A 26,713-nucleotide genomic window follows, 5' to 3' on the forward strand; every position below is an offset into this window, starting at 1 on the left:
CGCTGTGCTAAACCGTTTCCCTTTATGGAAGTATTTGATGGTAGTTTCTGTACTACTTATCTCAGCTCTCTATGCACTTCCAAACCTTTATGGTGAAGATCCAGCAGTTCAAATCACGGGTAGCCGTGGTACAGAGGTTCAAACCTCTACGCTGGATGTTGTCGCTGAAAATTTAAAGAACAATGACATCGATTATAAATCAATTGCATTTGAAAATGGCTCTGTTCTTGTTCGATTTAACGATACTGATTCTCAAATCAGTGCTCGTGATATTATTAATGAGTCTTTAGGTAAAGATTACGTTGTTGCATTAAACCTTGCCCCGTTAACTCCTGACTGGCTAACCTCTATTGGTGCTGCACCAATGAAACTTGGTCTTGATTTACGTGGTGGTGTTCATTTCTTAATGGAAGTGGATATGGATGCGGCAATGAGCAAGTTGATTGGTCAGCAAGAAGAATCATTCCGTACTGATCTTCGTGAAGCTAAGATTCGTTACCGCGCAATTCGTGACTCAGGTAAAGATTCCGTAGAAGTGGTTCTTCGCAGCGAAGAGCAATTAGCTGAAGCGAAAAAAGTATTATCTGATGCTCATCGTGATATGACATTTGTTGAATCAGAGTCAAACGGTCAATTTAAGTTAATTGCAACGTTTACTGAGCAGCGTTTACAAGAAATTCGTAATTACGCAGTTGAACAAAACATCACGATTATTCGTAACCGTGTTAACGAATTAGGTGTTGCTGAACCATTGGTTCAACGTCAAGGCGCAAGCCGTATTGTTGTTGAGCTACCGGGTGTTCAAGATACTGCGCGTGCTAAAGAAATTCTAGGTGCAACAGCGACGCTTGAGTTCCGTGAAGTGGATGATAAAGCGGATTTGGCTGCAGCAGCAAGCGGACGAGCTCCTGCGGGTAGCGAAATCAAAGAAGATCGTAATGGTCGTCCTGTTGTTCTTAAAAAACGTATTATTCTTGGTGGTGCAAGCATTACAGATGCAAGCTCAAGTGCTGATGAATATGGTCGTCCTCAAGTAAACATCTCACTAGATAGCGAAGGTGGTAGCAAGATGACTGCGTTCTCTCGTAAAAATATCGGTAAGCTAATGGCGACGGTATTTACAGAGTATAAAGACAGTGGTCGTCGTACACCTGAAGGTCGCGTTATTCTTTCTAAGACGGAAGAAGTGATTAATCAAGCAACGATTCAATCGGCTCTTGGTCGTAGTTTCCGTATTACTGGTATCGACTCTCAAGCTGAAGCACATAACCTAGCACTTCTACTTCGTGCTGGTGCTCTAATTGCGCCTATCTCGATTGTTGAAGAACGTACGATTGGTCCATCAATGGGTCAGCAGAATATCGATATGGGTATTCAGGCGTGTATTTGGGGTATGGTTGCTGTAATGATCTTTACACTGGTTTATTACCGTGGTTTTGGTCTTGTTGCAAACTTAGCCTTAATGGCAAACTTGGTATTAATCATTGGTGTTATGTCGATGATCCCAGGTGCAACAATGACGCTTCCAGGTATTGCCGGTATCGTATTAACGGTTGGTATGGCGGTCGATGCTAACGTACTTATTTTCGAGCGTATTCGAGAAGAGTTGCGTGATGGGCGTAATCCACAACAAGCAATTCACCAAGGTTATGCTAATGCCTTTAGTACGATTGCTGATGCGAACATCACAACGCTGATTACTGCAATTATCTTGTTTGCTGTTGGTACTGGCGCAATTAAAGGTTTCGCTGTTACGTTATCTATCGGTATTTTAACATCAATGTTTACTGCGATTGTTGGTACTCGTTGTGTGATTAACTTAGTTTACGGCGGTAAGCGCGTAGACAAGCTGTCGATCTAAGGACTCATTATTATGTTTCAATTAATGAAAGCAGAGAAAACGATCGACTTCATGCGTTGGTCTAAAGCTGCCTTCTTCTTTTCAATGTTGATGATTGTTGCTTCTATCGCAACGTTATCGACAAAGTGGTTAAACTGGGGTTTAGACTTCACGGGTGGAACACTGATTGAAGTTGGCTTTGAACAGCCGGCACAATTACCAGATATCCGTAGTGCATTAGAAGCGAAAGGTTTTGGTGATGCTACGGTTCAAAACTTTGGTACTGCACGTGATGTTATTGTTCGCCTTCAACCTCGTGAAAACGTAAAAGGTGAAGAGCTAGGTAACCAAATCATCAGTGCAATTAAAGAAGGTACTGGTGAGCAAGTAGAGATGCGTCGTATTGAGTTCGTTGGCCCAAATGTGGGTGATGAACTTACCGAAGCGGGTGGTTTAGCTATCCTAGTTTCTCTGTTATGTATCTTGGCTTATGTTTCGATGCGTTTCCAATGGCGTTTAGCTGCTGGTGCGGTACTTGCTTTGGCGCACGATATCATTATTACGTTAGGTATTTTTTCTTTCTTACAAATTGAAGTCGATTTGACGATCATCGCGGCGCTATTAACGGTGGTGGGTTATTCTTTGAATGATACTATTGTTGTATTTGACCGTATTCGTGAAAACTTCTTGAAAATGCGTAAGGGTGATTCTAATGACATTATTAATGATGCAATTACGCAAACATTAAGCCGTACATTAATTACATCAGCAACGACGCTATTTGTAGTTATCGCATTGTTCACTCAAGGCGGTGCGATGATCCATGGCTTTGCTCTTGCATTGTTGTTAGGTATCACTATCGGTACGTATTCTTCTATCTATGTAGCATCAGCGTTAGCTCTGAAACTAGGTATCACTCGTGAACACTTAATGCCAACGCCTATTGATAAAGAAGGCGAAGAAGAGTTTGAACAGATGCCTTAACGGTATTTTGTTAACTATATAATAAAAAATGGACCATTATGGTCCATTTTTTTATGTCTACTAAAAGCTTTAAAGTTTTTCTAAATCTTTTTCTATTTCTTCTATTTTGCTCGCGACCACTTTTTCTAAATGTCTTAAATCTTTTAGAATTTTCTTTTTCACGTCGGTTGGTGTTTCTTTTTCTGGGCGAGTAATTTTGTTTAATTCATCAATGATAAGGGTTAAATTTCGATTGATTTCAGTGGTTTCTTTATAGCGATGACTGCCGCTATCTACAAGCACATTTTTAACTTGGCGAGGGTATTTGAATTTTACGCTTTTAGCGAAGAGTTCACCTTTCTGCTTAGAAAAATAGATCTTCAATATGTCTTTATGGGCTTCTTGTCGTAGAGAATAACGTTCAATTTTTTCTGGTTCAGAAATTCCAAGGCTAACAAGGTGTGGGTACATGGCTTACTCCAATATTATTATGTAGTTATAAGATTCCTCTAGATGAGCATTAACGATGAGGGCCGATATCACAACTGCTGTGAATGAAAGTTGTGGGATAGATCTTATCCATCCCATTTATTGCTTTTAGTCATTCATATTACGAGCTTAATCTCGCTACATTTTTAACTAATGCTAATTCAAGCTCTGCTTGTTTATCATCATCAAGTCGACCACCAACGTCAGATGTTAGGATGAATAAATCCTCAGCTCGCTCACCAATTGTGGTGATCTTCGCTGCATGTAAATTGATCCCTAATTGAGCAAATGTGGCACCAACCGTCGCTAATAACCCTGGAGTATCTAATGCAACAAACTCCATTAACGTCCTTTTCCCTGTTTTAGTTGGTAAAAACTCCATGCGTGTTTTCACATTAAAATGTTGAAGCTGGCGTGGCGGTCGACGGGTTTTAATGTGCGTTGCTTGGTCATTTAGTTTAACGTCGTAAAGTTGATCAATTAATCTTTGTTGTCGTTCTTCATCAATAGGGTCATCATTTTGGTCAAGAACCATAAAGGTATCGAGCGCATACCCATCTTTGCTGGACATAACTTGAGCATCATAAATAGTAATACTGCGTCTATCTAACTCTGCTGCTACAGTTGCAAAAAGATGCGGTTGATCCTTACTGTAAACAAAAATTTCAGTTCCTCCACGAGAGGCATTTTTACTGATGAGTATTAATGATTTTTCTTTATCTTGATGACGAAGAAGATGGCTAGCATGCCATGCAATTTGTTTATGAGTATGACGTAAGAAATAATCCGCTTTAAATCGACGCCATAAAGCATCGACTTCCCACTGTGTGAATCCTTCACTACGAAGTTGTGCAGAAGCCATTTGTTGATTATGACGAATGCGATCACGTAAGTCTGGCGGGTTCTCTAGGCCTCTTCTAAGTGCTCGCTGGGTGGCATTGTATAAATCTGCGATAAGTGAGCGTTTCCAACTGTTCCATAAATCCGGATTAGTCGCACAGATATCAGCAACAGTTAAACACACTAAGTAATCTAAACGTTCTTCATCCCTAACTTGTTTGGCGAACTCAGTGATCACATCAGGATCGTAAATATCACGACGTTGTGCTGTAACAGACATGAGCAAGTGGCTTTTTACGAGCCAAGAAACTAAATTGGCTTCTGGTTTTGATAGTCCATGGCTAATACAAAAATCATAGGCATCTACGGCACCTAATTCAGAGTGATCGCCCCCGCGGCCTTTTGCTATATCATGAAAAATGGCAGCTATGATAAGTAACTCTTTTTTCATTATTTTAGGGAAGATTTCACAACAGATAGGGTGTTTATCTCGATTTGTAGTATCCGAAAATTTATTAATATGCTTAAGCAGACGAATGCTGTGCTCATCAACCGTATAAGCATGAAATAAATCAAATTGCATTTGTCCTACAATATGGCTCCATTGAGGTAAATAAGCGGAAAGAACCCCTAATTTATGCATGGAACTAAAGGCATTGTTTAATGCATTTGGGTGCTGAGTTAATTGTAGAAATTTTTCTTTGGCTTCAGGTATCTCACATAAAAAACGATTAAGTCGACGTCGAGCGGTTCGTAATTGACGCATGGTAGGAGGAGCAACTCCGTCAATGGTAGAGTCGTTCGCCATTAATAAAAACATGTCTAATATGGTGTCTGGACGAGCTTGAAATAGAGCTGGCTTTCGAGCTTCAATTAATCGTCCGCGGCGTTGGAAATCATCATCTATGATAATGGCATCATCTTGCTCACCTTGATGAAGGATTGCTTGGTCAAAAATTTTGAGCAGCATGCTATTTAGCTCAGCAACGCGGCGTAAAGTTCGATAGAACTCTTTCATCATACGCTCTACACCGCGATTTCCTTCACCAATGAAACCCAAATGCTCAGCAACGGAAGCTTGGTGACCAAAGGTGAGTCGATTGTCGTATCGTTTCAGTTCAATATGCAATGCAAAGCGAACACGCCATAAGAACTCTTGGCATTCTAATAATTCGCGATATTCCGCATCAGTTAAAAAACCGGCTTGACTCATCTCAAGTAGGGACGTTGCTCCAAAGTGGCGTCGAGCAATCCAGCTTAGAGTATGAATGTCTCTTAGCCCTCCTGGACTTGATTTTATGTCAGGTTCTAAGTTGTATGTGGTGTCATGGTAACGGCTGTGACGTTTTTTTTGCTCATCAATCTTTGCTTGATAAAAAGATTCACTTGGCCAGAAACTGTCTGAATGTATTTTTAATTTTAGTTGGTGGGACAGTTCTTTATTACCACAAATATAGCGGGCTTCTTGTAAGTTAGTTGCCACAGTTAAATCATTCTGACCTATTTCTATGCACTCTGCTATTGAACGAACACTATGGCCAATTTCTAATTTTAAGTCCCAAAGTAGAGTGACTAACTCTCCTACTTTTTGGCAAAATGTATCATTGGTATTGTTCTCAGTTAAAATGAGAATATCAATATCTGAAAGAGGGTGAAGTTCACTTCGTCCATAACCACCGACGGCGATTAAGGATGTATTTGCGATGTCATCAAATTTAAAAAATTGCCACAGTCGAGAGAGTAATTGATCAAAATAGTGAGATCGTTCAAATACTAAATCTGAAACGGCTTTGTGTTGGTGAAAGGCATTAATTTGGTATTGAGAGAAAAGGGTCAGTTGTTGCTTTAGTTCAGTAATATTAAGCTGAGTATCGGATAAGGATAGGGGGGATAGATATTTCATAGCAATCCTTGCTGATAAAAAAACAGAAGACCGAAGCCTTCTGTTTATTTGCGATTTGTTATTTGTTATTCATGTGGCGAGGAATGGTTTCTTCAGAACGTAGAGTTAACACTTCACAACCCGTTTCGGTTACTAAAATAGTGTGTTCCCATTGAGCGGTATTTTTACCGTCGCCTGTGTATACTGTCCAACCATCGTTGTCGTCTTGAAGACAGCCGAATTTACCTAAGTTGATCATTGGCTCAATAGTAAATGTCATGCCTGCTTTTAATACAGTACGATCGCTGTTTTTGTAATGAACAACTTGTGGTTCTTCATGGAATTCAGAACCAATGCCATGCCCACAGTAATCACGTACGATAGAACATTTTGGTGTTGTGCCTTTGATGTATTTTTGAATGGCAGTACCAATTTCACCCAGTTTTACACCCGGTTTAACTTTACGCATACCAACATATAAGCTCTCTTGTGCAATTAGACACAGACGTTTATCTGTAGGGCTTACATCACCAACTAAGAACATCTTAGAAGTATCACCGTGGTAACCGTCTTTGATTACTGTGATATCAATATTAAGGATGTCACCATCTTTTAATACTGCAGGTTTTACAAAACCATTGTATTGCTCATCTTGTGATGCAGGAATGCCATGACAAACAATGTGGTTAATTGATGTACAGATAGATTTAGGGAAACCATGGTAATTTAATGGAGCAGGGATTGCGCCTTGAACTTCAGTAATGTGCTTATGGCAAATTTGATCAAGTTCTTCTGTTGTTACCCCTGCTTTCACATAAGGTTCAATCATTTCAAGTACTTCAGCGGCTAATTGGCCGGCTACGCGCATTTTTTCAATTTCTGCAGCGTTTTTAATCTTTACTGACATGGGCTTTTCTCTATCTAAAATTAAATCGTATTAAACGATAATGTCTCTAAGTTTACCTAGGCAGCTTGTATCTTTCAATTATAAGGTGATGGGAATACCTAGATCAGTAAAATGATCCCTTAAAAATGAGTTATAAGAGAAAAATAGTGGATTTTAACAGCGTTTTTATGGTATAAAGCGCGCCGGATTGATGAACAATTTGTTGTTCTCAATACCAACTATACTTTTATTTTAAATCACACACATACCGACACGCAGTCCGGGGTGCTCATTTTTTTGATTGTTTAATCTTAAATTAGAGTCGGATTATCAGCGGGGTATGTGGAGGCTTAACCCCATTTAACAGAGGAATTCTCAAAATGGCAACTGTATCAATGCGCGATATGCTTAAAGCTGGTGTTCACTTCGGTCACCAAACTCGTTACTGGAACCCAAAAATGAAGCCATTCATCTTTGGTGCTCGTAACAAAGTTCATATCATCAACCTAGAGCAAACTGTACCAATGTTTAACGAAGCTTTAGCAGAACTTGCTAAAATCGGTAGCAAAAAAGGTAAAGTACTTTTCGTTGGTACTAAGCGCGCTGCATCTGAAGCTGTTAAAGAAGCTGCAATCAACAGCGACCAGTTCTACGTGAACAACCGTTGGTTAGGTGGCATGCTTACTAACTACAAAACTGTTCGTCAATCTATCAAGCGTCTAAAAGACTTCGAAGTTCAATCTCAAGACGGTACTTTTGAGAAACTAACTAAGAAAGAAGCGCTAATGCGTACACGTGATATGGAAAAACTAGAGAAATCTCTAGGCGGTATCAAAAACATGAACGGTCTTCCAGACGCGTTATTTGTTATCGATGCTGATCACGAACACATCGCTATTAAAGAAGCAAACAACCTAGGTATCCCAGTATTTGCTGTTGTTGATACTAACTCAAACCCAGACGGTGTTGACTACATTATCCCAGGTAACGATGACGCAATCCGCGCTATCCAACTTTACCTGAACGCTGCTGCTGACGCTGTTAAGTCTGGTCGTAACCAAGACGTTGCAGCTGTAGCTGAAAAAGACGGTTTCGTAGAAGCTGAATAATATTTTTTCGATTCGTCGAAATTATTATTTGCTCCTAGTGAGTCTTTTCGTTTCGTAGTAAACTGAAATAGTTAGCAGGGGCCCAATTTGGCCCCTGATTTTTAACTCCACCAATTAAATTGAGGAATTGAGAATGGCAACTGTAACTGCTGCTCTTGTAAAAGAACTTCGTGAGCGCACTGGCGCTGGCATGATGGAATGTAAAAAAGCGTTAGTTGAAGCGAACGCTGATATCGAACTAGCGATCGAAAACATGCGTAAATCTGGCGCTGCTAAAGCTGCTAAAAAAGCAGGTAACGTTGCTGCTGAAGGCGCAATCATCATCAAAGAAGAAAACGGCGTTGCTGCTCTTCTTGAAGTTAACTGTCAAACTGATTTCGTTGCTAAAGATGCTAACTTCACAGCATTCGCTGCAGAAGTTGCTGCTGCAGCTGTTGCTTCTCAAGCGACTGTTGAAGAACTTCAAGCACAATTCGAAGAAACTCGTGTTGCTCTAGTAGCTAAAATCGGTGAAAACATCAACATCCGTCGCGTACAATACGTTGCTGGTTCTGCACTAGCTTCTTACCGTCACGGCGAGAAAATCGGTGTTGTTGTAGCTGGTGAAGGCGATGCTGAAACTCTTAAGCACATCGCTATGCACGTTGCTGCTTCTAAGCCTGAGTACGTTAACCCATCTGACGTACCTGCTGACGTAGTAGAAAAAGAAAAAGCTGTTCAAGTTGAAATCGCTATGAACGAAGGCAAACCTCAAGAAATCGCTGAGAAAATGGTTATCGGCCGTATGAAGAAATTCACGGGCGAAGTTTCTCTAACAGGTCAAGCTTTCATCATGGAACCTAAGAAAACTGTTGCTGAAATTCTTAAAGAGAAAGGCGCTTCAGTATCTAACTTCGTACGTCTAGAAGTTGGTGAAGGTATCGAGAAAGCTGCAGAAATGAGCTTTGCTGATGAAGTAGCTGCAGTACAAAAAGGTTAATCCCTTCTGTATTGTAACTGAAAGAGACCGTGGCTATGCTGCGGTCTTTTTGTGAATAGCTGTTACCTTTTACTATTGAATTATTAATAGAAAATAATCCAGTACTAAATGGTGACCGTTATTTTGACAACTCTAGTGAAAAGGTAAAATCCATGACGACGAACCCGAAACCAGTATATCAGCGTATTCTATTAAAACTTAGTGGTGAAGCACTTCAAGGCGAAGAGGGTTTTGGTATTGACCCGGCAACGCTTGATCGTATGGCTCAAGAAGTAAAAGAGCTGATCGAGCTTGGTGTTCAAGTTGGTGTTGTTATCGGTGGTGGTAACCTTTTCCGTGGTGCAGGTCTTGCAGAAGCAGGCATGAACCGTGTAGTAGGTGATCACATGGGTATGCTAGCGACAGTAATGAATGGCTTAGCGATGCGTGATGCACTACACCGTGCATACGTAAATGCTCGAGTAATGTCAGCTATCCCTCTTAAAGGTGTATGTGACGATTACAACTGGGCTGATGCTATCGCTCAATTACGTCAAGGCCGTGTGGTTATTTTCTCAGCTGGTACAGGTAACCCATTCTTCACAACAGATTCTGCTGCATGTCTACGTGGTATTGAAATTGAAGCTGATGTTGTTTTAAAAGCAACAAAAGTAGATGGTGTATTTACTGCTGATCCAGTATCTAACCCTGATGCAGAATTGTATGATAAACTGTCTTACAACAGCGTTCTTGAAAAAGAATTAAAAGTGATGGACTTAGCAGCGTTTACTCTTGCTCGTGACCACAACATGCCTATTCGTGTATTTAACATGAACAAGCCTGGTGCATTACGTCGTGTAGTTATGGGTGAAACTGAAGGCACACTGATCAGCAACGCTGAATAATTCTCCTACGAATCAAAAATAATCAAGGTGATCTTGTGATTAACGAAATTAAAAAAGATGCGCAAGAGCGTATGGAAAAAAGTGTTGAAGCACTGAAAAATAACCTGTTAAAAGTTCGTACAGGTCGTGCTCACCCAAGTCTTCTATCTGGTATTTCAGTTGAATACTACGGTGCAAAAACACCTCTAAATCAAGTTGCTAACGTTGTAGCTGAAGATTCTCGTACTCTTGCAATTACGGTTTTCGATAAAGAACTTGCTGGTCTTGTTGAAAAAGCAATCATGATGTCAGATCTTGGTCTAAACCCAATGTCAGCGGGTACAGTAATCCGTGTACCACTTCCACCGCTAACAGAAGAGCGTCGTAAAGACCTAGTTAAGATTGTTCGTGGCGAAGCTGAAAATGGCCGTGTAGCTGTTCGTAATATCCGTCGTGATGCTAATGGTGATGTGAAAGCACTTCTTAAAGAGAAAGAGATTTCTGAAGATGATGATCGCCGTGCACAAGATGAGATTCAAAAGCTTACAGATGCTGCCGTTAAGAGTATTGATGAAGTACTTGCAGTAAAAGAAAAAGAGTTAATGGAAGTATAATTGCTTTCATACTCATTGTTCTCACTGATCTTTTCATTAAATTAATGATATGATGTCGGCGACGAACACCATAAGAAGCGCTGGGTGGAGACATCAGCGCTTTTATTTTTAAGGGAGTTATATGACCAGTCAAATTAATAACGAGTTTTTATCATTAGAAGTATTACCTAAGCATATTGCGGTAATTATGGATGGTAATGGACGCTGGGCTAAGGCTCAGGGAAAACCTCGTGTATTTGGTCATAAAGCAGGTGTTGATGCGGTAAGAAAAACCATTTCAGCAGCCAGCAAGCTTGGGATCAATGCCATAACACTTTTTGCTTTTAGTAGTGAGAATTGGCGTCGACCTGAAGAAGAAGTAAGTGTTCTAATGGAGTTGTTTATCACGGTGCTTTCTCGTGAAGTAAAACGTCTTCATAAAAATAATATTCAATTACGTATAATTGGTGAAACTTCTCAGTTTAGTTCTCGCCTTCAGAAGAAAATTGTTGAAGCGGAAACATTAACTTCTGAAAATACAGGGTTAGTACTAAACGTTGCTGCAAACTATGGCGGCAAATGGGATATTACACAAGCAGTACGTCGCCTCGCATATCAAGTGGAACGAGGCAATTTACAGGCAGATGATATTGATGAAAGTCTTATCGCATCTAAACTGACGATGTCAGATTTGCCTGAAGTGGATTTGATGATTAGAACGAGCGGTGAATGTCGTATCAGCAATTTTATGCTGTGGCAAATGGCTTATGCTGAGTTCTATTTCACTGACCAATATTGGCCTGATTTTAATGAACAAAGCTTAGCTGACGCTGTTGCTTGGTTTGTTAGTCGAGAAAGACGATTTGGTTGTACAGGTGAACAAATCCAAGCTCTAATGAACGAAAAGGATCAATAAAGTTTGAAACAGCGTATTATTACTGCTCTTATTTTGGCGCCCCTTGTTATTGCAGGGATCTTCATGTTGCCAATGCAAGGGTTCTTAATTGCTATCACAGCAATTACATTGGTTGGATTCTGGGAGTGGACTCAGTTTACAGAATCAAAATCTCGCTATTTAGCTATTATCCCTTCTGTTGCTGTCTTAGCAGCGTCTTTGTTTTTTCTTCCAACATCAACGTTAGAACTGACAATACCTAGTAATGAACACCAAATAATATTATTAGTTGGTTTTACATGGTGGTTAATTGCATCGGGGTTAGTACTTACTTTCCCAAATAGTAAAAAATTATGGTATAGCAACTTACCTTTAAAGCATATTTTCGGTTGGCTAACTATGATTCCTTTCCTATGGAGTATTTTATTGCTTCGTGCTGATCACTATATGCTAGATAGCTATTATGGCGCCAAACTTGTATTGCTTGTTTGTTTATTAGTATGGGCAGCAGATAGCGGTGCTTATTTTGCTGGTAAGTCATTTGGTAAGCGCAAAATGTCACCTGCAGTTAGCCCAAATAAAACCATTGAGGGTCTTATTGGTGGTGTGATTACCGCAATCATTATTGGTTGGGGGGCAGCAAGTGCATTCAATATTCAATTTGAAAGTACATCGTCAATGTTAGGTATTTTTATTGCAACAATTATCATCTCTGTTTTAGGTGACTTAGTAGAAAGCATGTTTAAGCGAGCATCAGGAATAAAAGACAGTGGCACGATTATTCCAGGTCATGGCGGTATTTTAGATCGCATTGATAGCTTAACAGCGGCTTTTCCTGTTTTTGCTTTTTTATATTTCTTCTAGCTGATATTAGGTATTTGACGACAAATACCATATCCATTTTTAAGTTATGCGGTAGATAGGATTATCTGCCGTTTTTCTATCTTTAAACCACCATGGTCATTTCATTATGCGCAAGTTAACCATTTTAGGAGCGACAGGCTCTATTGGTAGTAGCACACTATCAGTCGCAAAACAAAATTCCGATCAATTTGAAATTGTTGCATTAGGCGCTGGCACTAATGTCGATAAAATGTTGGAGCTATGCCTTGAATGGAAACCAAAATACGTCGCAATGGCAACTCAACCAGCGGCAGATGCGTTAAAAGAGCTATTATCAGCTCATGCGATTAATGCTGAAGTATTCTCTGGTGAAGATGGCTTATGTCATATTGCGCAACTTGACGAAGTTGATACTGTGATGGCTGCAATTGTAGGAGCAGCAGGGCTTCTACCAACCATGTCGGCCGTTAAAGCTGGTAAACGTATTTTGCTTGCTAATAAAGAAGCTTTGGTCATGTCTGGGCAGCTATTTATTGATGCGGTTGAAAAGTATGACGCTGAATTGTTGCCAGTAGATAGCGAGCATAACGCTATCTTTCAATGTTTACCGCAATCAATTCAAACCAATTTAGGTCGTTGCGATTTAGAGGAACACGGTGTTAGTTCTATTTTATTAACTGGTTCTGGTGGCCCTTTTCGTTATACCAATGTGTCAGAGCTTGAAGCCGTAACGCCTGAAATGGCAATTGCGCACCCTAATTGGTCTATGGGGCCAAAGATCTCTGTCGATTCAGCAACGATGATGAACAAAGGCCTTGAGTATATTGAAGCTCGTTGGTTATTCAATGCGAGTAAAGAGCAATTAAAGGTTGTTATTCATCCACAATCAGTAATTCATTCAATGGTCCAATATAAAGACGGTTCTGTGTTGGCACAAATGGGATTGCCAGATATGAGAACACCCATTGCGTGTACTATGTCTTACCCAAAAAGAGTCAATGCAGGTGTTGAACCTTTAGATTTTACTAAGGTTGGAGAGTTTACGTTTATCGCTCCTGACTTTTCTCGCTACCCTTGTTTGAAACTAGCCATTGATGCGTGTTATTTAGGTCAACATGCAACTACGGGGCTAAATGCTGCGAACGAGCAAGCTGTTGCTGCCTTTTTAGCCAATAAAATAAAATTTACGGATATAGCTCGAATTAATGAGGCTGTTTTGCATAAAGTATGTGCAAACTTCCAAAACCTTGAGCTAGATAGCTTGGAAAGCCTGATTGACCTAGATAGAATGGCGCGTCGTTATGCCGATGAGGCAATTAATAAGGTTTAATTATGTCAGAACTTCTATGGAATTTAGCATCATTCATTATTGCACTGGGTATTCTTGTTGCAGTACATGAATTTGGCCACTTCTGGGTAGCGCGCCGTTGTGGTGTTATTGTTGAGAAATTTTCAATTGGTTTTGGCAAATCTCTTTGGAGCAAAAAAGGCAAAGACGGCACTGAATATAACATTTCGATGATCCCACTTGGTGGATACGTAAAAATGTTAGATGAGCGTGTTGATGATGTTCCAGAAGAGCAAAAAGAAAGAGCGTTTAATAATCGTCCATTATGGCAGCGCAGTGCTATTGTTGCTGCTGGACCAATAGCGAATTTCCTGTTTGCTGTATTTGCATGCTGGCTTGCTTTTATGATCGGCGTAACCGCATTGAAACCAGTTGTAGGTCAAGTTGAAGATGGCTCTATTTTTTCTAAAGCAGGAATTACAGCTGGTGTTGAACTAAAAGCCATTTCAGGAATCCAAACATCCGATTGGGAAGCCGTAAGCATGGCGATAGTGTCACACATTGGTGATGACTCTATGACGGTGACTTATAGTGATGAAAATAATATTGGTGTTGAAGTAACGAAGCGTTTGGATTTATCCCAATGGAATTTTGACCCAGAGAAAGATTCGCCACTATTATCGTTAGGCTTTTTTCCTTATCGTCCAGCTTTAACTCTTGATGTTGCAAATGTTAGTAGTAACAGCGCAGCTGAAAAGTCGGGTTTATTAGTTGGTGACCGTTTGGTTTCAGTTAATGGTAATGCATTAACGAAATGGCAAGAAATGGTTGATGTTATACAAGGTAATCCGAGCAAAGCGGTTGATTTGGTTATTTCTCGTGAAGGTCAAACTGTTGATTTGGTATTAATACCAGATAGCAAAGAAATTGCAGATGGCAAAGTTATCGGATTTGCAGGTGTTTCTCCTGTATATCAAGAGTGGCCAGAAGGCTACCGTTATGAAAAACAGTATGGCCCAATTGTTGCGTTTGAAAAAGCGTTAGCAAAAACTGGCGATATTATTGATTTAACCCTCACCATGACAAAGAAACTCTTTACTGGTGATGTTGCACTGAATAACTTAAGTGGTCCCATCTCTATTGCAAAAGGGGCTGGTACGACTGCTGAATATGGTTTAGTCTCATTTTTAGGATTTTTAGCGTTAATCAGTGTTAACTTAGGCATTATTAACTTATTACCTCTTCCTGTATTGGATGGCGGGCATTTACTCTTCTTTGCTATTGAAGGGATTACGCGTAAGCCAGTATCGGAACGAGTTCAAGAAATTGGTTATAAAGTAGGAACAGCAATGATTATGTCATTGATGGCGATAGCTTTATTTAACGACTTTATGCGCCTTTAAGTAGTAGCAAGGGAATTATTAGACGTATTATGGCGATGAAAAAATTGTTGATTGCCTCACTGCTGTTTGGCAGTGTTGCAGCGCACAGTGCAGAAACATTTGTTATTGATGACATACGCTTTGAGGGATTACAGCGTGTTGCATTAGGTGCTGCACTACTTAAAACACCTGTTCGTGTTGGTGATACGATGAGCCAACAAGATGTAGCTCAGGTTATTCAGGCTCTTTTTGCATCTGGCAACTTTGAAGACGTAAAAGTGTTCCGTGATGGTAATGCATTACTTATTAAGGTAACTGAACGCCCAACGATTGCAAATATCTCTTTCTCTGGTAACAAAGCGATCAAAGAAGAGCAGATGCAGCAAAATCTAGAGGCTTCTTCTATTCGAGTTGGTGAAGCGCTAGATAGAACAACCTTAAGTAATATTGAAAAAGGGTTAGAAGATTTCTATTACAGCGTAGGTAAATACAACGCGACGGTTCATGCAGTTGTAACGCCACTTCCTCGTAATCGTGCAGATCTTAAATTCGTGTTCACCGAAGGTGTATCGGCAAAGATCCAACAAATTAACTTTATTGGAAATGAAGTTTTTACCGATGAGCAACTATTAAGCCGTTTTAACTTAAATGTTGATGTTGCTTGGTGGAACTTCTTAGCTGATGAAAAGTATCAAAAACAAGTCCTTGCTGGTGATATTGAAGCATTACGTTCATATTATCTTGATCGCGGTTATTTAAAATTTCAAGTTGACTCAACCCAAGTGTCTATTTCACCTGATAAAAAAGGTGTGTATATCGCTTTAACGATTGATGAAGGCGAACCTTACACTGTAAGCGGTGTTAAATTCCAAGGTGAATTAATTGGGAAAGAAGAAGAGTTTAAAAAACTGATCCCGTTTGAAAATGGTGAAGTTTACAACGGCTCTGCGGTAACGAGTTTAGAAGAAAATATAAAGCGTATTTTAGGTGAGGCGGGTTACGCTTATCCTCAAGTTCGTACTATGCCTGAATTTGATGATGAAAACCAAACGGTATCATTAATCATCAATGTTGAAGCAGGTAATCGTATGTACGTTCGTGATATTCGATTTGTTGGTAATACATCGACAAAAGATGAAGTATTACGTCGTGAAATGCGTCAAATGGAAGGGGCTTGGTTAAACTCTAAGTCAATTGAAACAGGTAAAAACCGTCTAAATCGTTTGGGCTTCTTTGAAACTGTTGATGTTCAAACTGTTCGTGTTCCTGGCTCTGATGATGAAGTGGATCTGGTTTATTCTGTAAAAGAAGCGAACTCCGGTAGTGTTAACTTTGGTGTCGGTTATGGTACGGAGTCAGGCATAAGTTTCCAAGTAGGTTTACAACAAGATAACTTTATTGGTTCAGGTAATCGTGTTGGTATTAATGCGATGATGAACGATTATCAAAAGAACATCAGTTTAGACTACCGTGATCCATACTGGAACCTTGATGGTGTCAGTCTTGGCGGTAAGATCTTCTATAATGAGTTTGAAGCATCAGATGCAGGTATTGTTGACTACACCAACCAAAGTTATGGCGGTAGTTTAACTTGGGGTTTCCCATTTGATGAATTGAACTATTTTGAAATTGGTGTGGGTTATACGCACAATAAAATTTCAAACTTAGAAGGTTATGTACAGATTGAACAGTATCTACAATCTGTAGGCGATGCATATGATAGTGGTGATCAAACCTTAATCGTTAGTGATTTTGATGTCACCTTGTCGTGGACACGTAATAACTTGAATAAAGGGTATTTCCCAACTGCGGGTAACTACCAACGTGCGTCGTATAAAATCACAACGCCAAATTCTGATTCACAGTTCTTTAAAGCGCAATATGAAGTTCGACAGTACTTCCCATTAACTAAGAAGCATGAGTTTGCTTTATTAATGCGTGGTAAGGCGGGTTATGGTAATGGTTATGGTCAAACTGATGGTAATGATAACCTGTATCCATTCTATGAAAACTTCTATGCGGGTGGCTTCACTACGCTACGTGGTTTTGGTTCAAACTCTGCGGGTCCAAAAGCAGTATATGCGCAAGGCTCAAATGGTGGTATAGGTAACAATACTTCGTATGCGGCAACAGATGACTCTGTTGGTGGTAACGCAACAGCATTAGCAAGTATTGAATTAATCGTTCCAACACCGTTTGCAAGTGAGGAGACTCGAAATCAAATTCGAACCAGCGTTTTCTTTGATATGGCAAGTGTTTGGGATACTGAATTTGATTATAAAGAACCTAAACCGGGAATGGATGGAGCTCAGTACTACTATGATTACTCTGACCCATCAAACTTCCGTTCATCGTATGGTGCTGCCGTACAATGGATGTCACCAATGGGACCATTAGTATTCTCAATTGCGAAACCAGTGAAAATTTATGAAGGTGATGATGAAGAATTCTTCAGTTTCACCATTGGTCGAACTTTCTAAGCATTGATAGCTCTAATAGAAAAGTGTTAATGTAAACTGTATTGGTTTATATACGATAATAGTTAAGTAAGGATATGATTTTGAAAAAATTAGTGAAAGTAGCCGCTTTAGGCGCAGTTCTGGTAAGTGGTTCTTTTTTTGCTAATGCAGCAGAAGCAGCAACCAAAGTTGGTTATGTAAACATGGCTCAAATTGTTCAGCAAATGCCACAACGTGAAGCTATTTCAGAAAAGCTTCGTGCTGAATTTAAAGATCGTATTGATGAGTTACGTGGTTTAGAATCAAAAATTAAAGATAAAGTTGAAACTATCAAACGCGATGGTGAGTTATTAGGTGCATCAGGTAAAACGAAGCTTGAGCGTGAAATCGCTTCACTTCAGTCTGATTACAAACTAAAAGCACAAGCTTTAGATGAAGATAACCGTCGTCGTCAAGGTGAAGAGCGTCAAAAGTTAATTATGCAAGTGCAACAAACTGTAGAGAAAGTAGCAAATAAAGAAGGCTACGATATGGTTGTTGACGCTGCAACATTGCTTTGGGCTAAACCAGAAGACAACCTATCAGAAAAAGTTATTAAAGCAATTAAATAAGGTTGAATATGTCTCGTATTACGCTTGCTGAATTGGCAGAAAAATTAGATGCAACAGTCCATGGTGATGGCACTGTTGTGGTTCACTCAATCGCTTCGATGAGCAAGGCAAAGGAAGGGGATATTACTTTCCTTTCTGATGCTAAGTATCGTAAACATTTAGTTGAGTGCCAAGCTTCTGCTGTTATTGTTAAAGAAGCAGATGTGGAATTCTGTCAATCTAACGCTCTAATAATGCGAGACCCATATTTAGGCTTTGCACTAGCAGCACAAGCATTGGACACAACACCTGCTCCTGCTAGTGATATTGCACCTTCTGCTTATATTGCTGATGATGCAATTATTGGTGAAGGTGTTGCTATTGGTCATAATGCGGTTATTGAATCAAAAGCGGTTATTGCTGATGGTGCAATGATTGGTGCTGGTTGTTTTATCGGTAAAGAAGCAAAAATCGGTAAAAATACTAAATTATGGGCAAATGTATCTGTTTATCACCGTGTTAAAATTGGTGAAGCTTGCCTTGTTCAATCTGGTACCGTTATTGGTTCTGACGGTTTTGGCTATGCAAATGATCGCGGTACTTGGGTTAAGATCCCACAGTTAGGTTCTGTAATTATTGGCGATAATGTTGAGATTGGTGCAAATACGACGATTGATCGTGGTGCTATTGATGACACCATTATTGAAAGCAATGTTATCATCGATAACCAAATTCAAATTGCGCATAACGTACAAATCGGATCTGGTTCAGCAATGGCTGGTGGTACTATAGTTGCAGGCAGTACTAAAATTGGTAAGCACTGTATTATCGGCGGTGGCTCTGTAATTAATGGTCATATCGAAATTACGGATGGGGTAACCATCACAGGTATGGGTATGGTAATGCGAGCGATTGATGAGAAAGGTATGTACTCATCAGGCATTCCACTGCAAACCAATAAAGAATGGCGTAAAACAGCGGCTCGTGTTCATAAGATTGATGAAATGAACAAGCGATTAAAAGCAGTTGAAAAAAAGTTAGTCGATTAATATTAACTTTACTACATTCTAATAAATAAGTATTGGTCTGCATTTTGCAGACCTTTTTCTATCTATTATTACTCTATTTGAGCTACACTATTGCTCAGATACGATATTGTTTTACAGGAATACTATTTTGACTCGTGAAAATAAAACATTAAATATTACTGAAATCCAAGAGTTACTACCTCATCGTTACCCATTTCTATTGGTTGACCGAGTAACTGATTTCGAAGAAGAGAAATACTTACACGCGATCAAGAATGTGTCTGTAAATGAACCTCAATTTACAGGTCACTTCCCACAAATGCCAATTTTCCCTGGCGTATTAATTCTTGAAGCAATGGCTCAAGCAACAGGCTTATTGGCATTTAAATCATTCGGTGCTCCTGCTGAGAATGAACTGTACTACTTTGCAAGTATCGATAAAGCAAAATTCCGTAAACCAGTAGTACCAGGTGATCAACTGGTTCTTGAAGTTGAATTTATTAAAGATCGTCGTGGTATCGCACTATTTAATGGCGTAGCTAAAGTAGATGGCGAAGTTGTATGTTCTGCTGAGCTTAAGTGTGCAAGACGAGAGTTTTAATTATGATTCATGAAACTGCTAAGATTCACCCATCAGCTGTTATTGAAGGCAACGTAACGATTGAAGCTAATGTATCTGTTGGTCCATTTACTTACATTTCTGGTAATGTAACGATTGGCGAAGGTACGGAAGTGATGTCACACGTTGTTATCAAAGGTGATACAACGATTGGTAAAGATAACCGTATTTTTGCTTTTGCAATTATCGGCGAAGAAAGCCAAGACAAGAAATATGGTGGCGAAGCAACAACGGTTGTTATCGGTGACCGTAATGTGATTCGTGAAAGTGTACAAATCCACCGTGGTACTGTTCAAGATCGTGGTGTAACTACAGTAGGTAGTGATAACTTACTTTGCGTTAATGTACATATTGCACATGATTGTGTTGTTGGTGACAACATCATTATGGGTAATAACGCGACATTAGCCGGTCATGTAACGGTTGAAGATTTTGCTATTGTTTCTGCATTGTCACCTGTTCATCAGTTCTGTACGGTTGGTGCTCACAGCTTCATTGGCGGTGCTTCAGTTGTTGTTCAAGATGTACCTCCATTTGTGATGGCACAAGGTAACCATTGTAAGCCGTTTGGTATTAATATCGAAGGCCTAAAACGTCGTGGTTTTGAAAAAGCTGAAATCCATGCAATTCGTCGCGCTTATAAAGCACTTTACCGTAACGGTAATACGTTAGAAGAAGCAAAAGTTGAAATAAACAAAGAAATTGAAGCGTTTCCTGTTCTTCAAGGCTTCTTAGATTTGTTTGAGAAATCAACGCGCGGTATTATTCGTTAATAACGGCATTAAAAACAGTTAAAGTATATAAGGCCTATTCATGTAGGCCTTTTTTATTTGGAGTAAGTATGACCAAACCATTACGAATCGGAATTGTTGCAGGTGAATTATCTGGAGATACTCTAGGTGAAGGCTTTATTAAGTCAATCAAAGCACAATATCCAGATGCAGAGTTCGTTGGGATCGGTGGACCTAAGATGATAGCTCAGGGCTGTGATTCTTTATTTGATATGGAAGAGTTAGCCGTAATGGGATTGGTCGAAGTGCTTGGTCGCTTACCTCGTTTATTGAAGGTAAAAGCGGAACTAGTACGTTACTTCACTCAAAATCCACCGGACGTATTCATTGGTATTGATGCACCTGATTTTAATCTTCGTCTTGAAAAAACACTAAAAGATAACGGTATTAAAACGGTTCATTACGTTAGTCCATCAGTATGGGCATGGCGACCAAAGCGTATTTTTAAAATCGATGCTGCTACGGATCTTGTATTAGCCTTTCTGCCTTTTGAAAAAGCATTTTATGATAAATACAATGTAGCTTGTGAGTTTATTGGTCACACACTAGCTGATGCTATTCCTATGGAGACCGATAAGTTTGCTGCTCGTGAATTACTTGGTTTAGAGCAAGATCGTAAATGGCTTGCAGTATTACCTGGAAGTCGTGGCGGTGAAGTCGCATTAATAGCAAAACCCTTTATTGAAACTTGCCAACGAATTCATAAACAACATCCAGATATGGGGTTTGTTGTTGCCGCGGTAAATGAAAAACGTCGTGAGCAATTTGAAACTATTTGGAAAGAAACGGCACCAGAGCTTGATTTTGTTATTATTCAAGATACAGCTCGAAATGTGATGACAGCAGCTGATGCTGTGTTACTTGCTTCAGGTACGGTTGCTTTAGAATGTATGCTAGTGAAGCGTCCAATGGTCGTGGGCTATCAAGTGAATAAGCTTACGGGATGGATAGCTCAAAAACTGTCGATTACTGAATTTGTCTCGCTTCCTAATGTATTGGCAGGAAAAGAGCTCGTTCAAGAGTTTATTCAAGAAGAGTGTCATCCAGATTTTCTTTATCCTGCAATGGAAAAAGTACTAGATAATGATAATAGTGAATTAATTGAAAAATTCACAGAAATGCATCAATGGATTAGAAAAGACGCAGATAAACAAGCTGCCAATGCCGTATTACGCCTAATTAATAAAGAAACAGCAGAATAACCAGATGACAAAAAAAACAGAATCAAAAGAATTACCGCCGTTTGAGTATCCAGAAGGATATCAACTTTTCGCTGGAGTTGATGAAGTTGGTCGTGGCCCTTTAGTCGGAGCCGTTGTTACCGCTGCGGTTATTTTGGATCCCAATAACCCGATTGAAGGGTTAACCGATTCTAAAAAATTAACAGATAAAAAGCGTGAGTTGTTATTTCCTGAAATTCAAGAAAAAGCACTAGCGTGGTCATTAGGTCGTTGTGAAGCGCATGAAATTGATGAATTAAATATTCTTCAAGCGACGATGGTTGCTATGCAAAGAGCGATTGCGGGTCTTAATATTACCCCTGATTTTGCATTGATTGATGGTAATAAAGTACCCGAATTACCAATGGCAGGACTTGCGGTAGTGAAAGGGGATTTACGCGTTCAAGAGATCAGCGCCGCATCCATTATTGCAAAGGTTACACGTGATAGAGAGATGGAAGAGCTAGATAAAGCTTATCCTCAATATGGTTTTGCGAAGCACAAAGGCTACCCAACTAAGGCACACTTCGAAGCAATTGAAGAGCACGGTGTTATTTCTGAACATCGTCGAAGTTTTAAACCCGTAAAACGCGTTTTAGGGATTGAATAATGTCTGAAGCTAAATTCGTACATTTAAGAGTTCATAGTGACTTCTCAATGGTGGATGGCTTATCTAAAGTTCCGCCATTGGTAAAAAAAGTCGGTGAGCTTGGAATGCCTGCGATGGCATTGACTGACTTTACCAATTTATGTGGTTTAGTTAAGTATTATTTTGCTGCTCATGGAGCGGGAATCAAACCGATTATTGGTGCGGACTTTAAAGTTCAATCCCAAGAGTTTGGTAATGAATTATTTAATTTAACGGTACTTGCAAAAGATAACGAAGGATATAAAAACCTGACGTTATTGATCTCTGAAGCCTATCAACGTGGCCATGTTCAGCACACTCCGGTAATGGACAAAGAGTGGTTAGTTAACCATAAAGAAGGGTTAATTCTGCTTTCTGGTGGCAAAAGTGGTGATGTTGGTAAAGCATTATTAAAAGGGAATAAAGAACTCGTTAATGAGTGTGTTGAATTTTATCAAACGCATTTCCCTGAACATTATTATTTAGAGTTAACGCGTACAGGTAGAGCTGATGAAGAGAGTTATCTTCATTTTGCGGTTGAATTAGCTGAAAAAGAAAACTTACCTGTTGTCGCAACCAATGATGTTCGTTTTATAAAGGCCGATGATTTTGATGCTCATGAGATTCGTGTTGCGATTCATGATGGCTTTACATTAGAAGACCCTCGTCGACCTAAATTATACAGTGATCAACAATACTTACGTTCTGAAGAGGAAATGTGTGAATTATTTTCAGACATTCCAGAGGCACTAGAGAACAGTGTTGAAATAGCAAAGCGTTGTAATGTAACGGTACGCTTAGGTGAGTATTTCCTACCTAATTTCCCTACTGAAGGGATGAAAATTGAAGACTTTCTCGTTAAGAAATCTCAAGAAGGTTTAGAAAGACGTTTGGCGTTTTTATTTCCTGATGAGAAAGTACGTTTAGAACGTCGACCTGAATACGATGAGCGTTTACAGATTGAACTCGATGTAATCAACCAAATGGGATTCCCAGGTTACTTCTTGATCGTAATGGAGTTCATTCAATGGTCAAAAGATAATGCAATTCCTGTAGGTCCGGGTCGTGGTTCAGGTGCTGGTTCTCTTGTTGCTTATGCACTAGACATCACAGACCTTGATCCTCTTGAATATGATCTTCTTTTTGAACGTTTCTTGAACCCAGAACGTGTATCTATGCCCGATTTCGATATCGACTTTTGTATGGATAAACGAGATCAGGTTATTGAGCACGTAGCCGAAATGTATGGTCGTGATGCGGTATCTCAAATTATTACCTTTGGTACCATGGCGGCAAAAGCGGTAATTCGTGATGTAGGGCGAGTGCTTGGACACCCTTACGGCTTTGTTGACCGCATTTCGAAGTTAGTTCCATCTGATCCTGGAATGACACTTGCTAAAGCATTCGAAGCCGAACCTCAACTTCCAGAGCTATATAATGCAGATGAAGAAGTAAAAGCTCTGATCGACATGTGCCGTATTCTTGAAGGTTGTACTCGAAACGCAGGTAAGCACGCCGGTGGTGTTGTAATATCACCAACGACAATCACAGACTTTGCGCCTTTGTATTGCGATGCTGATGGTCATTTTCCTGTAACTCAATTTGATAAGAATGACGTTGAAACTGCTGGTCTAGTTAAGTTTGACTTCTTAGGGTTAAGAACATTAACCATCATAGATTGGGCATTAGGGTTAGTTAACCCTCGTCTTGAAAAAGAAGGTAAAGATCCAGTTCGAATTGAATCGATACCTTTAGATGATCAAGCCTCATTTAATTTATTACAAAATTCAGAAACTACTGCGGTATTCCAATTAGAATCTCGTGGTATGAAAGATCTGATTAAACGTCTTCAACCGGACTGTTTTGAAGACATCATCGCACTAGTAGCTCTTTTCCGTCCGGGTCCGCTTCAATCAGGCATGGTAGATAACTTCATTGACCGTAAACATGGTCGAGAAGAAGTATCTTACCCTGATGCGACATGGCAACATGAATCGTTAAAAGAGACGTTAGAACCGACTTACGGCATTATCTTGTATCAAGAACAAGTTATGCAGATTGCACAAATCTTAGCAGGCTATACGCTAGGTGGAGCGGATATGCTTCGTCGTGCAATGGGTAAGAAAAAACCAGAAGAAATGGCCAAGCAGCGTGGTACTTTTAAAGAAGGTGCTGAGAAAAACGGTGTAGATGGCGAGCTGTCGATGAAAATCTTCGACTTAGTAGAAAAATTCGCAGGTTATGGTTTTAACAAATCTCACTCAGCGGCTTATGCTTTAGTTTCTTATCAAACATTATGGTTAAAAACACATTATCCAGCAGAGTTTATGGCGGCGGTAATGACGGCGGATATGGATAACACGGATAAGATCATTGGTCTTGTTGATGAATGTTTCCGTATGAAGTTAACCGTGTTACCACCGGATGTTAACTCTGGTTTGTATCGTTTTAACGTTGATGAGAAAGGCGCGATTGTTTACGGCATTGGTGCGATTAAAGGGGTTGGTGAAGGCCCAATTGAGAATATTATTGAAGCAAGAAACAAAGGTGGTCACTTTAAAGACTTATTTGATTTCTGTGCTCGTATCGATACTAAGAAAACCAATAAACGTGTAGTTGAAAAACTGATCCGTGCTGGTGCATTAGATAGACTAGGACCACACCGAGCTGCATTAATGGCATCATTGGATGATGCGATGAAAGCCGCTGGTCAACACCATCAAGCGGAGTCTTTTGGTCAATCTGATATGTTTGGTGTATTAACTCAAGCACCTGAAGAAGTAGAACAAGCGTATATTCACGTTCCTAAATGGCCAGAGAAAGTGTGGCTAGAGGGGGAAAGAGAAACATTAGGGCTTTACTTAACTGGACACCCTGTTAATGCGTATATTAAAGAGTTGTCTCGATATACGACATGGCGTTTGAACGATGCTCACGTAACTCGACGCGATCAAACGGTAACAGTTGCAGGCTTAGTAATAGCTGCTAGAGTAATGACCACTAAACGTGGGACTCGTATTGGTTTAATGACTTTAGACGACAGATCTGGCCGAATGGAAGTGATGTTGTTCTCAGATGCGCTTGATCGATACGCAGATTTACTAGAAACTGATAAAATAGTCCTTGTTTCTGGACAGGTCAGCTTTGATGATTTCAATGGTGGGCTTAAAATGTCTGCCCGTGAAGTGATGTCATTGGGCGATGCGCGCGAAAAATACGCACGTGGGTTATCCGTATCGGTAACCGAATCTCAAATTAATAACCAATTTTTTGAGCGCTTTAGTCAAATACTAGAGCCTAACCGGGCAGGGACCGTTCCGGTCAACGTATATTATCAACGAGCAGATGCTCGGGTTAAGTTGGTCTTAGGGACAGAATGGCGAGTAACGCCAACCGACCAACTGATGGATGATTTAAAGTCGTTGCTTGGCGAACAACAAGTCGAGCTTGAATTTAACTAGATTATTGAAGAACACTAATTTGAGTGTTCTTAAACTAACAAGGATTCTTTGATGAGCCTGAATTTTCTTGAATTTGAAAAACCAATTGCTGAGCTAGAAGCGAAAGTAGAAGCGTTACGTGAGATCTCTCGTCGTGGCGGTGAAAATGCGCTTGATCTAGAAAAAGAGATAAAGCAATTAGAAGATAAATGCCTTGAGCTTAAAAAGAAAACATTTAGTGATTTAGGTGCATGGGAAGTTGCTCAACTTGCTCGTCACCCAGAGCGTCCTTACGTTCTTGATTACATTGAGCATATGTTTACTGAGTTTGATGAATTAGCAGGCGATCGTGCGTTTGCTGATGATAAAGCATTAGTTGGCGGTATTGCTCGTTTAGATGGTCGCCCTGTAATGGTTATTGGTCATCAAAAAGGTCGTGGTACAAAAGAAAAAGTAATACGTAACTTTGGGATGCCAAAACCTGAAGGTTACCGTAAGGCTAAACGTTTAATGCAAATGGCTGAACGTTTTAATATGCCGGTAATTACTTTTATTGATACAGCTGGTGCTTACCCTGGTGTTGGTGCAGAAGAGCGTGGCCAATCAGAAGCTATCGCTATGAACCTAAAAATCATGTCTGAACTAAGTGTTCCAGTTATCTGTAACGTTGTTGGTGAAGGTGGTTCTGGTGGTGCATTAGCTATCGGTGTTGGTGATTACGTAAACATGCTTCAATACTCAACGTATTCAGTAATTTCTCCAGAAGGTTGTGCTTCAATCTTATGGCGTGATTCAGATAAAGCGCCACAAGCTGCAGAAGCTATGGGCCTTGTTGCACCTCGCCTAAAAGAACTTGAGCTGATTGATACGATTATTGATGAGCCTTTAGGTGGCGCACATCGTGATTATAAAGCGACAGCTGAGAACATTAAACAGCGTCTGCTTGAGCAGTTAAAAGAGCTTGATGCATTTGATAATGAAGCTCTGCTTGAGCGTCGTTACCAACGCTTAATGAGCTATGGTTACTGCTGATAGCATTTATTGATTCGCGCACAGTAGTCGCGTAATCCAATAAGATAGAGTAAA

General features: G+C 39.9%; 22 protein-coding genes. 19 read left to right on the forward strand and 3 right to left on the reverse strand.

Features of this window, described 5'->3' with window-relative positions; genetic code table 11:
- The first annotated feature begins 4 nt into the window (after positions 1-4).
- Both secD and secF read left to right on the forward strand, forming a co-directional pair.
- Positions 5-1,861, forward strand: coding sequence for a protein translocase subunit SecD (gene secD, locus HC728_RS06230; RefSeq protein WP_005420567.1), 1,857 nt, complete (start codon positions 5-7; stop codon positions 1,859-1,861).
- A gap of 12 nt (positions 1,862-1,873) precedes the next feature.
- The gene (secF, locus tag HC728_RS06235) at positions 1,874-2,824 is read left to right on the forward strand and encodes a protein translocase subunit SecF (RefSeq protein WP_005420566.1); all 951 of its coding nucleotides are present in this window, start codon (positions 1,874-1,876) and stop codon (positions 2,822-2,824) included.
- Positions 2,825-2,893: 69 nt separating this feature from the next.
- Here the strand turns inward: secF and HC728_RS06240 are convergent, their stop codons facing one another.
- The 3 genes from HC728_RS06240 to map all read right to left on the reverse strand — a co-directional run bounded on the left by HC728_RS06240 (position 2,894) and on the right by map (position 6,921).
- On the reverse strand, positions 2,894-3,274 hold the full coding sequence (locus HC728_RS06240; protein WP_005420564.1) for a DUF3461 family protein: 381 nt from the start codon (positions 3,272-3,274) through the stop codon (positions 2,894-2,896).
- A gap of 139 nt (positions 3,275-3,413) precedes the next feature.
- Positions 3,414-6,035, reverse strand: coding sequence for a bifunctional uridylyltransferase/uridylyl-removing protein GlnD (gene glnD / locus HC728_RS06245; protein ID WP_017019016.1), 2,622 nt, complete (start codon positions 6,033-6,035; stop codon positions 3,414-3,416).
- A 58-nt stretch (positions 6,036-6,093) separates the two neighbouring features.
- A complete protein-coding gene (map, locus tag HC728_RS06250; RefSeq protein ID WP_069582351.1) occupies positions 6,094-6,921 on the reverse strand; it encodes a type I methionyl aminopeptidase in 828 nt (275 codons plus the stop codon).
- A gap of 359 nt (positions 6,922-7,280) precedes the next feature.
- Here map and rpsB point away from each other — a divergent pair, with 359 nt between their 5' ends.
- The 17 genes from rpsB to accA all read left to right on the forward strand — a co-directional run bounded on the left by rpsB (position 7,281) and on the right by accA (position 26,659).
- A complete protein-coding gene (gene rpsB / locus HC728_RS06255) occupies positions 7,281-8,009 on the forward strand; it encodes a 30S ribosomal protein S2 (protein WP_005420558.1) in 729 nt (242 codons plus the stop codon).
- 133 nt (positions 8,010-8,142) lie between these two features.
- On the forward strand, positions 8,143-8,988 hold the full coding sequence (gene tsf, locus HC728_RS06260; protein WP_005420557.1) for a translation elongation factor Ts: 846 nt from the start codon (positions 8,143-8,145) through the stop codon (positions 8,986-8,988).
- Between the two features lie 152 nt (positions 8,989-9,140).
- Positions 9,141-9,872, forward strand: coding sequence for a UMP kinase (gene pyrH / locus HC728_RS06265; protein ID WP_005420555.1), 732 nt, complete (start codon positions 9,141-9,143; stop codon positions 9,870-9,872).
- Positions 9,873-9,907: 35 nt separating this feature from the next.
- Entirely contained in the window at positions 9,908-10,465 is a 558-nt protein-coding gene (gene frr, locus HC728_RS06270; protein WP_005420553.1) for a ribosome recycling factor, read from the forward strand.
- Between the two features lie 133 nt (positions 10,466-10,598).
- Positions 10,599-11,360 carry an isoprenyl transferase gene (locus tag HC728_RS06275; RefSeq protein ID WP_370539781.1) on the forward strand — a complete coding sequence of 254 codons (762 nt, stop codon included), beginning with the start codon at positions 10,599-10,601 and terminating at the stop codon, positions 11,358-11,360.
- Between the two features lie 3 nt (positions 11,361-11,363).
- The gene (locus HC728_RS06280; RefSeq protein ID WP_012532919.1) at positions 11,364-12,203 is read left to right on the forward strand and encodes a phosphatidate cytidylyltransferase; all 840 of its coding nucleotides are present in this window, start codon (positions 11,364-11,366) and stop codon (positions 12,201-12,203) included.
- 106 nt (positions 12,204-12,309) lie between these two features.
- Entirely contained in the window at positions 12,310-13,512 is a 1,203-nt protein-coding gene (ispC, locus tag HC728_RS06285) for a 1-deoxy-D-xylulose-5-phosphate reductoisomerase (protein WP_065622081.1), read from the forward strand.
- A gap of 2 nt (positions 13,513-13,514) precedes the next feature.
- Positions 13,515-14,873 (forward strand): sigma E protease regulator RseP, encoded by a 1,359-nt coding sequence (gene rseP / locus HC728_RS06290; protein WP_065624772.1) that lies wholly within the window; start codon positions 13,515-13,517, stop codon positions 14,871-14,873.
- Between the two features lie 29 nt (positions 14,874-14,902).
- A complete protein-coding gene (gene bamA / locus HC728_RS06295) occupies positions 14,903-17,332 on the forward strand; it encodes an outer membrane protein assembly factor BamA (RefSeq protein WP_017019012.1) in 2,430 nt (809 codons plus the stop codon).
- Positions 17,333-17,406: 74 nt separating this feature from the next.
- Positions 17,407-17,922: an OmpH family outer membrane protein gene (locus tag HC728_RS06300; protein ID WP_011262427.1), complete on the forward strand. Its 516-nt coding sequence runs from the start codon at positions 17,407-17,409 to the stop codon at positions 17,920-17,922.
- A gap of 8 nt (positions 17,923-17,930) precedes the next feature.
- The gene (gene lpxD, locus HC728_RS06305; protein WP_190395219.1) at positions 17,931-18,950 is read left to right on the forward strand and encodes a UDP-3-O-(3-hydroxymyristoyl)glucosamine N-acyltransferase; all 1,020 of its coding nucleotides are present in this window, start codon (positions 17,931-17,933) and stop codon (positions 18,948-18,950) included.
- 127 nt (positions 18,951-19,077) lie between these two features.
- A complete protein-coding gene (fabZ, locus tag HC728_RS06310) occupies positions 19,078-19,530 on the forward strand; it encodes a 3-hydroxyacyl-ACP dehydratase FabZ (RefSeq protein WP_005420541.1) in 453 nt (150 codons plus the stop codon).
- 2 nt (positions 19,531-19,532) lie between these two features.
- Entirely contained in the window at positions 19,533-20,321 is a 789-nt protein-coding gene (lpxA, locus tag HC728_RS06315; RefSeq protein WP_005420540.1) for an acyl-ACP--UDP-N-acetylglucosamine O-acyltransferase, read from the forward strand.
- Positions 20,322-20,389: 68 nt separating this feature from the next.
- Positions 20,390-21,541, forward strand: a complete 1,152-nt coding sequence (lpxB, locus tag HC728_RS06320) for a lipid-A-disaccharide synthase (RefSeq protein WP_012533690.1) — start codon at positions 20,390-20,392, stop codon at positions 21,539-21,541.
- Positions 21,542-21,545: 4 nt separating this feature from the next.
- Positions 21,546-22,169 (forward strand): ribonuclease HII, encoded by a 624-nt coding sequence (gene rnhB / locus HC728_RS06325; RefSeq protein WP_005420535.1) that lies wholly within the window; start codon positions 21,546-21,548, stop codon positions 22,167-22,169.
- Positions 22,169-25,648, forward strand: a complete 3,480-nt coding sequence (gene dnaE, locus HC728_RS06330; protein WP_190395220.1) for a DNA polymerase III subunit alpha — start codon at positions 22,169-22,171, stop codon at positions 25,646-25,648. Before rnhB ends, dnaE begins: the two co-directional genes overlap by 1 nt.
- A gap of 51 nt (positions 25,649-25,699) precedes the next feature.
- The gene (accA, locus tag HC728_RS06335; RefSeq protein WP_017019010.1) at positions 25,700-26,659 is read left to right on the forward strand and encodes an acetyl-CoA carboxylase carboxyl transferase subunit alpha; all 960 of its coding nucleotides are present in this window, start codon (positions 25,700-25,702) and stop codon (positions 26,657-26,659) included.
- The last annotated feature ends 54 nt before the right edge of the window (positions 26,660-26,713 follow it).

It is taken from the genome of Aliivibrio sp. S10_S31 (genome assembly GCF_014694495.1).
Taxonomy (GTDB): domain Bacteria; phylum Pseudomonadota; class Gammaproteobacteria; order Enterobacterales; family Vibrionaceae; genus Aliivibrio; species Aliivibrio fischeri.

Bases quoted from the DNA above. Each gene is read 5' to 3' on its own strand.
- secF (WP_005420566.1), top strand. From the start codon at position 1,874: ATGTTTCAATTAATGAAAGCAGAGAAAACGATCGACTTCATGCGTTGG.
- HC728_RS06240 (WP_005420564.1), bottom strand. From the start codon at position 3,274: ATGTACCCACACCTTGTTAGCCTTGGAATTTCTGAACCAGAAAAAATT.
- glnD (WP_017019016.1), bottom strand. From the start codon at position 6,035: ATGAAATATCTATCCCCCCTATCCTTATCCGATACTCAGCTTAATATT.
- map (WP_069582351.1), bottom strand. From the start codon at position 6,921: ATGTCAGTAAAGATTAAAAACGCTGCAGAAATTGAAAAAATGCGCGTA.
- rpsB (WP_005420558.1), top strand. From the start codon at position 7,281: ATGGCAACTGTATCAATGCGCGATATGCTTAAAGCTGGTGTTCACTTC.
- tsf (WP_005420557.1), top strand. From the start codon at position 8,143: ATGGCAACTGTAACTGCTGCTCTTGTAAAAGAACTTCGTGAGCGCACT.
- pyrH (WP_005420555.1), top strand. From the start codon at position 9,141: ATGACGACGAACCCGAAACCAGTATATCAGCGTATTCTATTAAAACTT.
- ispC (WP_065622081.1), top strand. From the start codon at position 12,310: ATGCGCAAGTTAACCATTTTAGGAGCGACAGGCTCTATTGGTAGTAGC.
- rseP (WP_065624772.1), top strand. From the start codon at position 13,515: ATGTCAGAACTTCTATGGAATTTAGCATCATTCATTATTGCACTGGGT.
- bamA (WP_017019012.1), top strand. From the start codon at position 14,903: ATGGCGATGAAAAAATTGTTGATTGCCTCACTGCTGTTTGGCAGTGTT.
- HC728_RS06300 (WP_011262427.1), top strand. From the start codon at position 17,407: ATGATTTTGAAAAAATTAGTGAAAGTAGCCGCTTTAGGCGCAGTTCTG.
- lpxD (WP_190395219.1), top strand. From the start codon at position 17,931: ATGTCTCGTATTACGCTTGCTGAATTGGCAGAAAAATTAGATGCAACA.
- lpxA (WP_005420540.1), top strand. From the start codon at position 19,533: ATGATTCATGAAACTGCTAAGATTCACCCATCAGCTGTTATTGAAGGC.
- lpxB (WP_012533690.1), top strand. From the start codon at position 20,390: ATGACCAAACCATTACGAATCGGAATTGTTGCAGGTGAATTATCTGGA.
- rnhB (WP_005420535.1), top strand. From the start codon at position 21,546: ATGACAAAAAAAACAGAATCAAAAGAATTACCGCCGTTTGAGTATCCA.
- dnaE (WP_190395220.1), top strand. From the start codon at position 22,169: ATGTCTGAAGCTAAATTCGTACATTTAAGAGTTCATAGTGACTTCTCA.
- accA (WP_017019010.1), top strand. From the start codon at position 25,700: ATGAGCCTGAATTTTCTTGAATTTGAAAAACCAATTGCTGAGCTAGAA.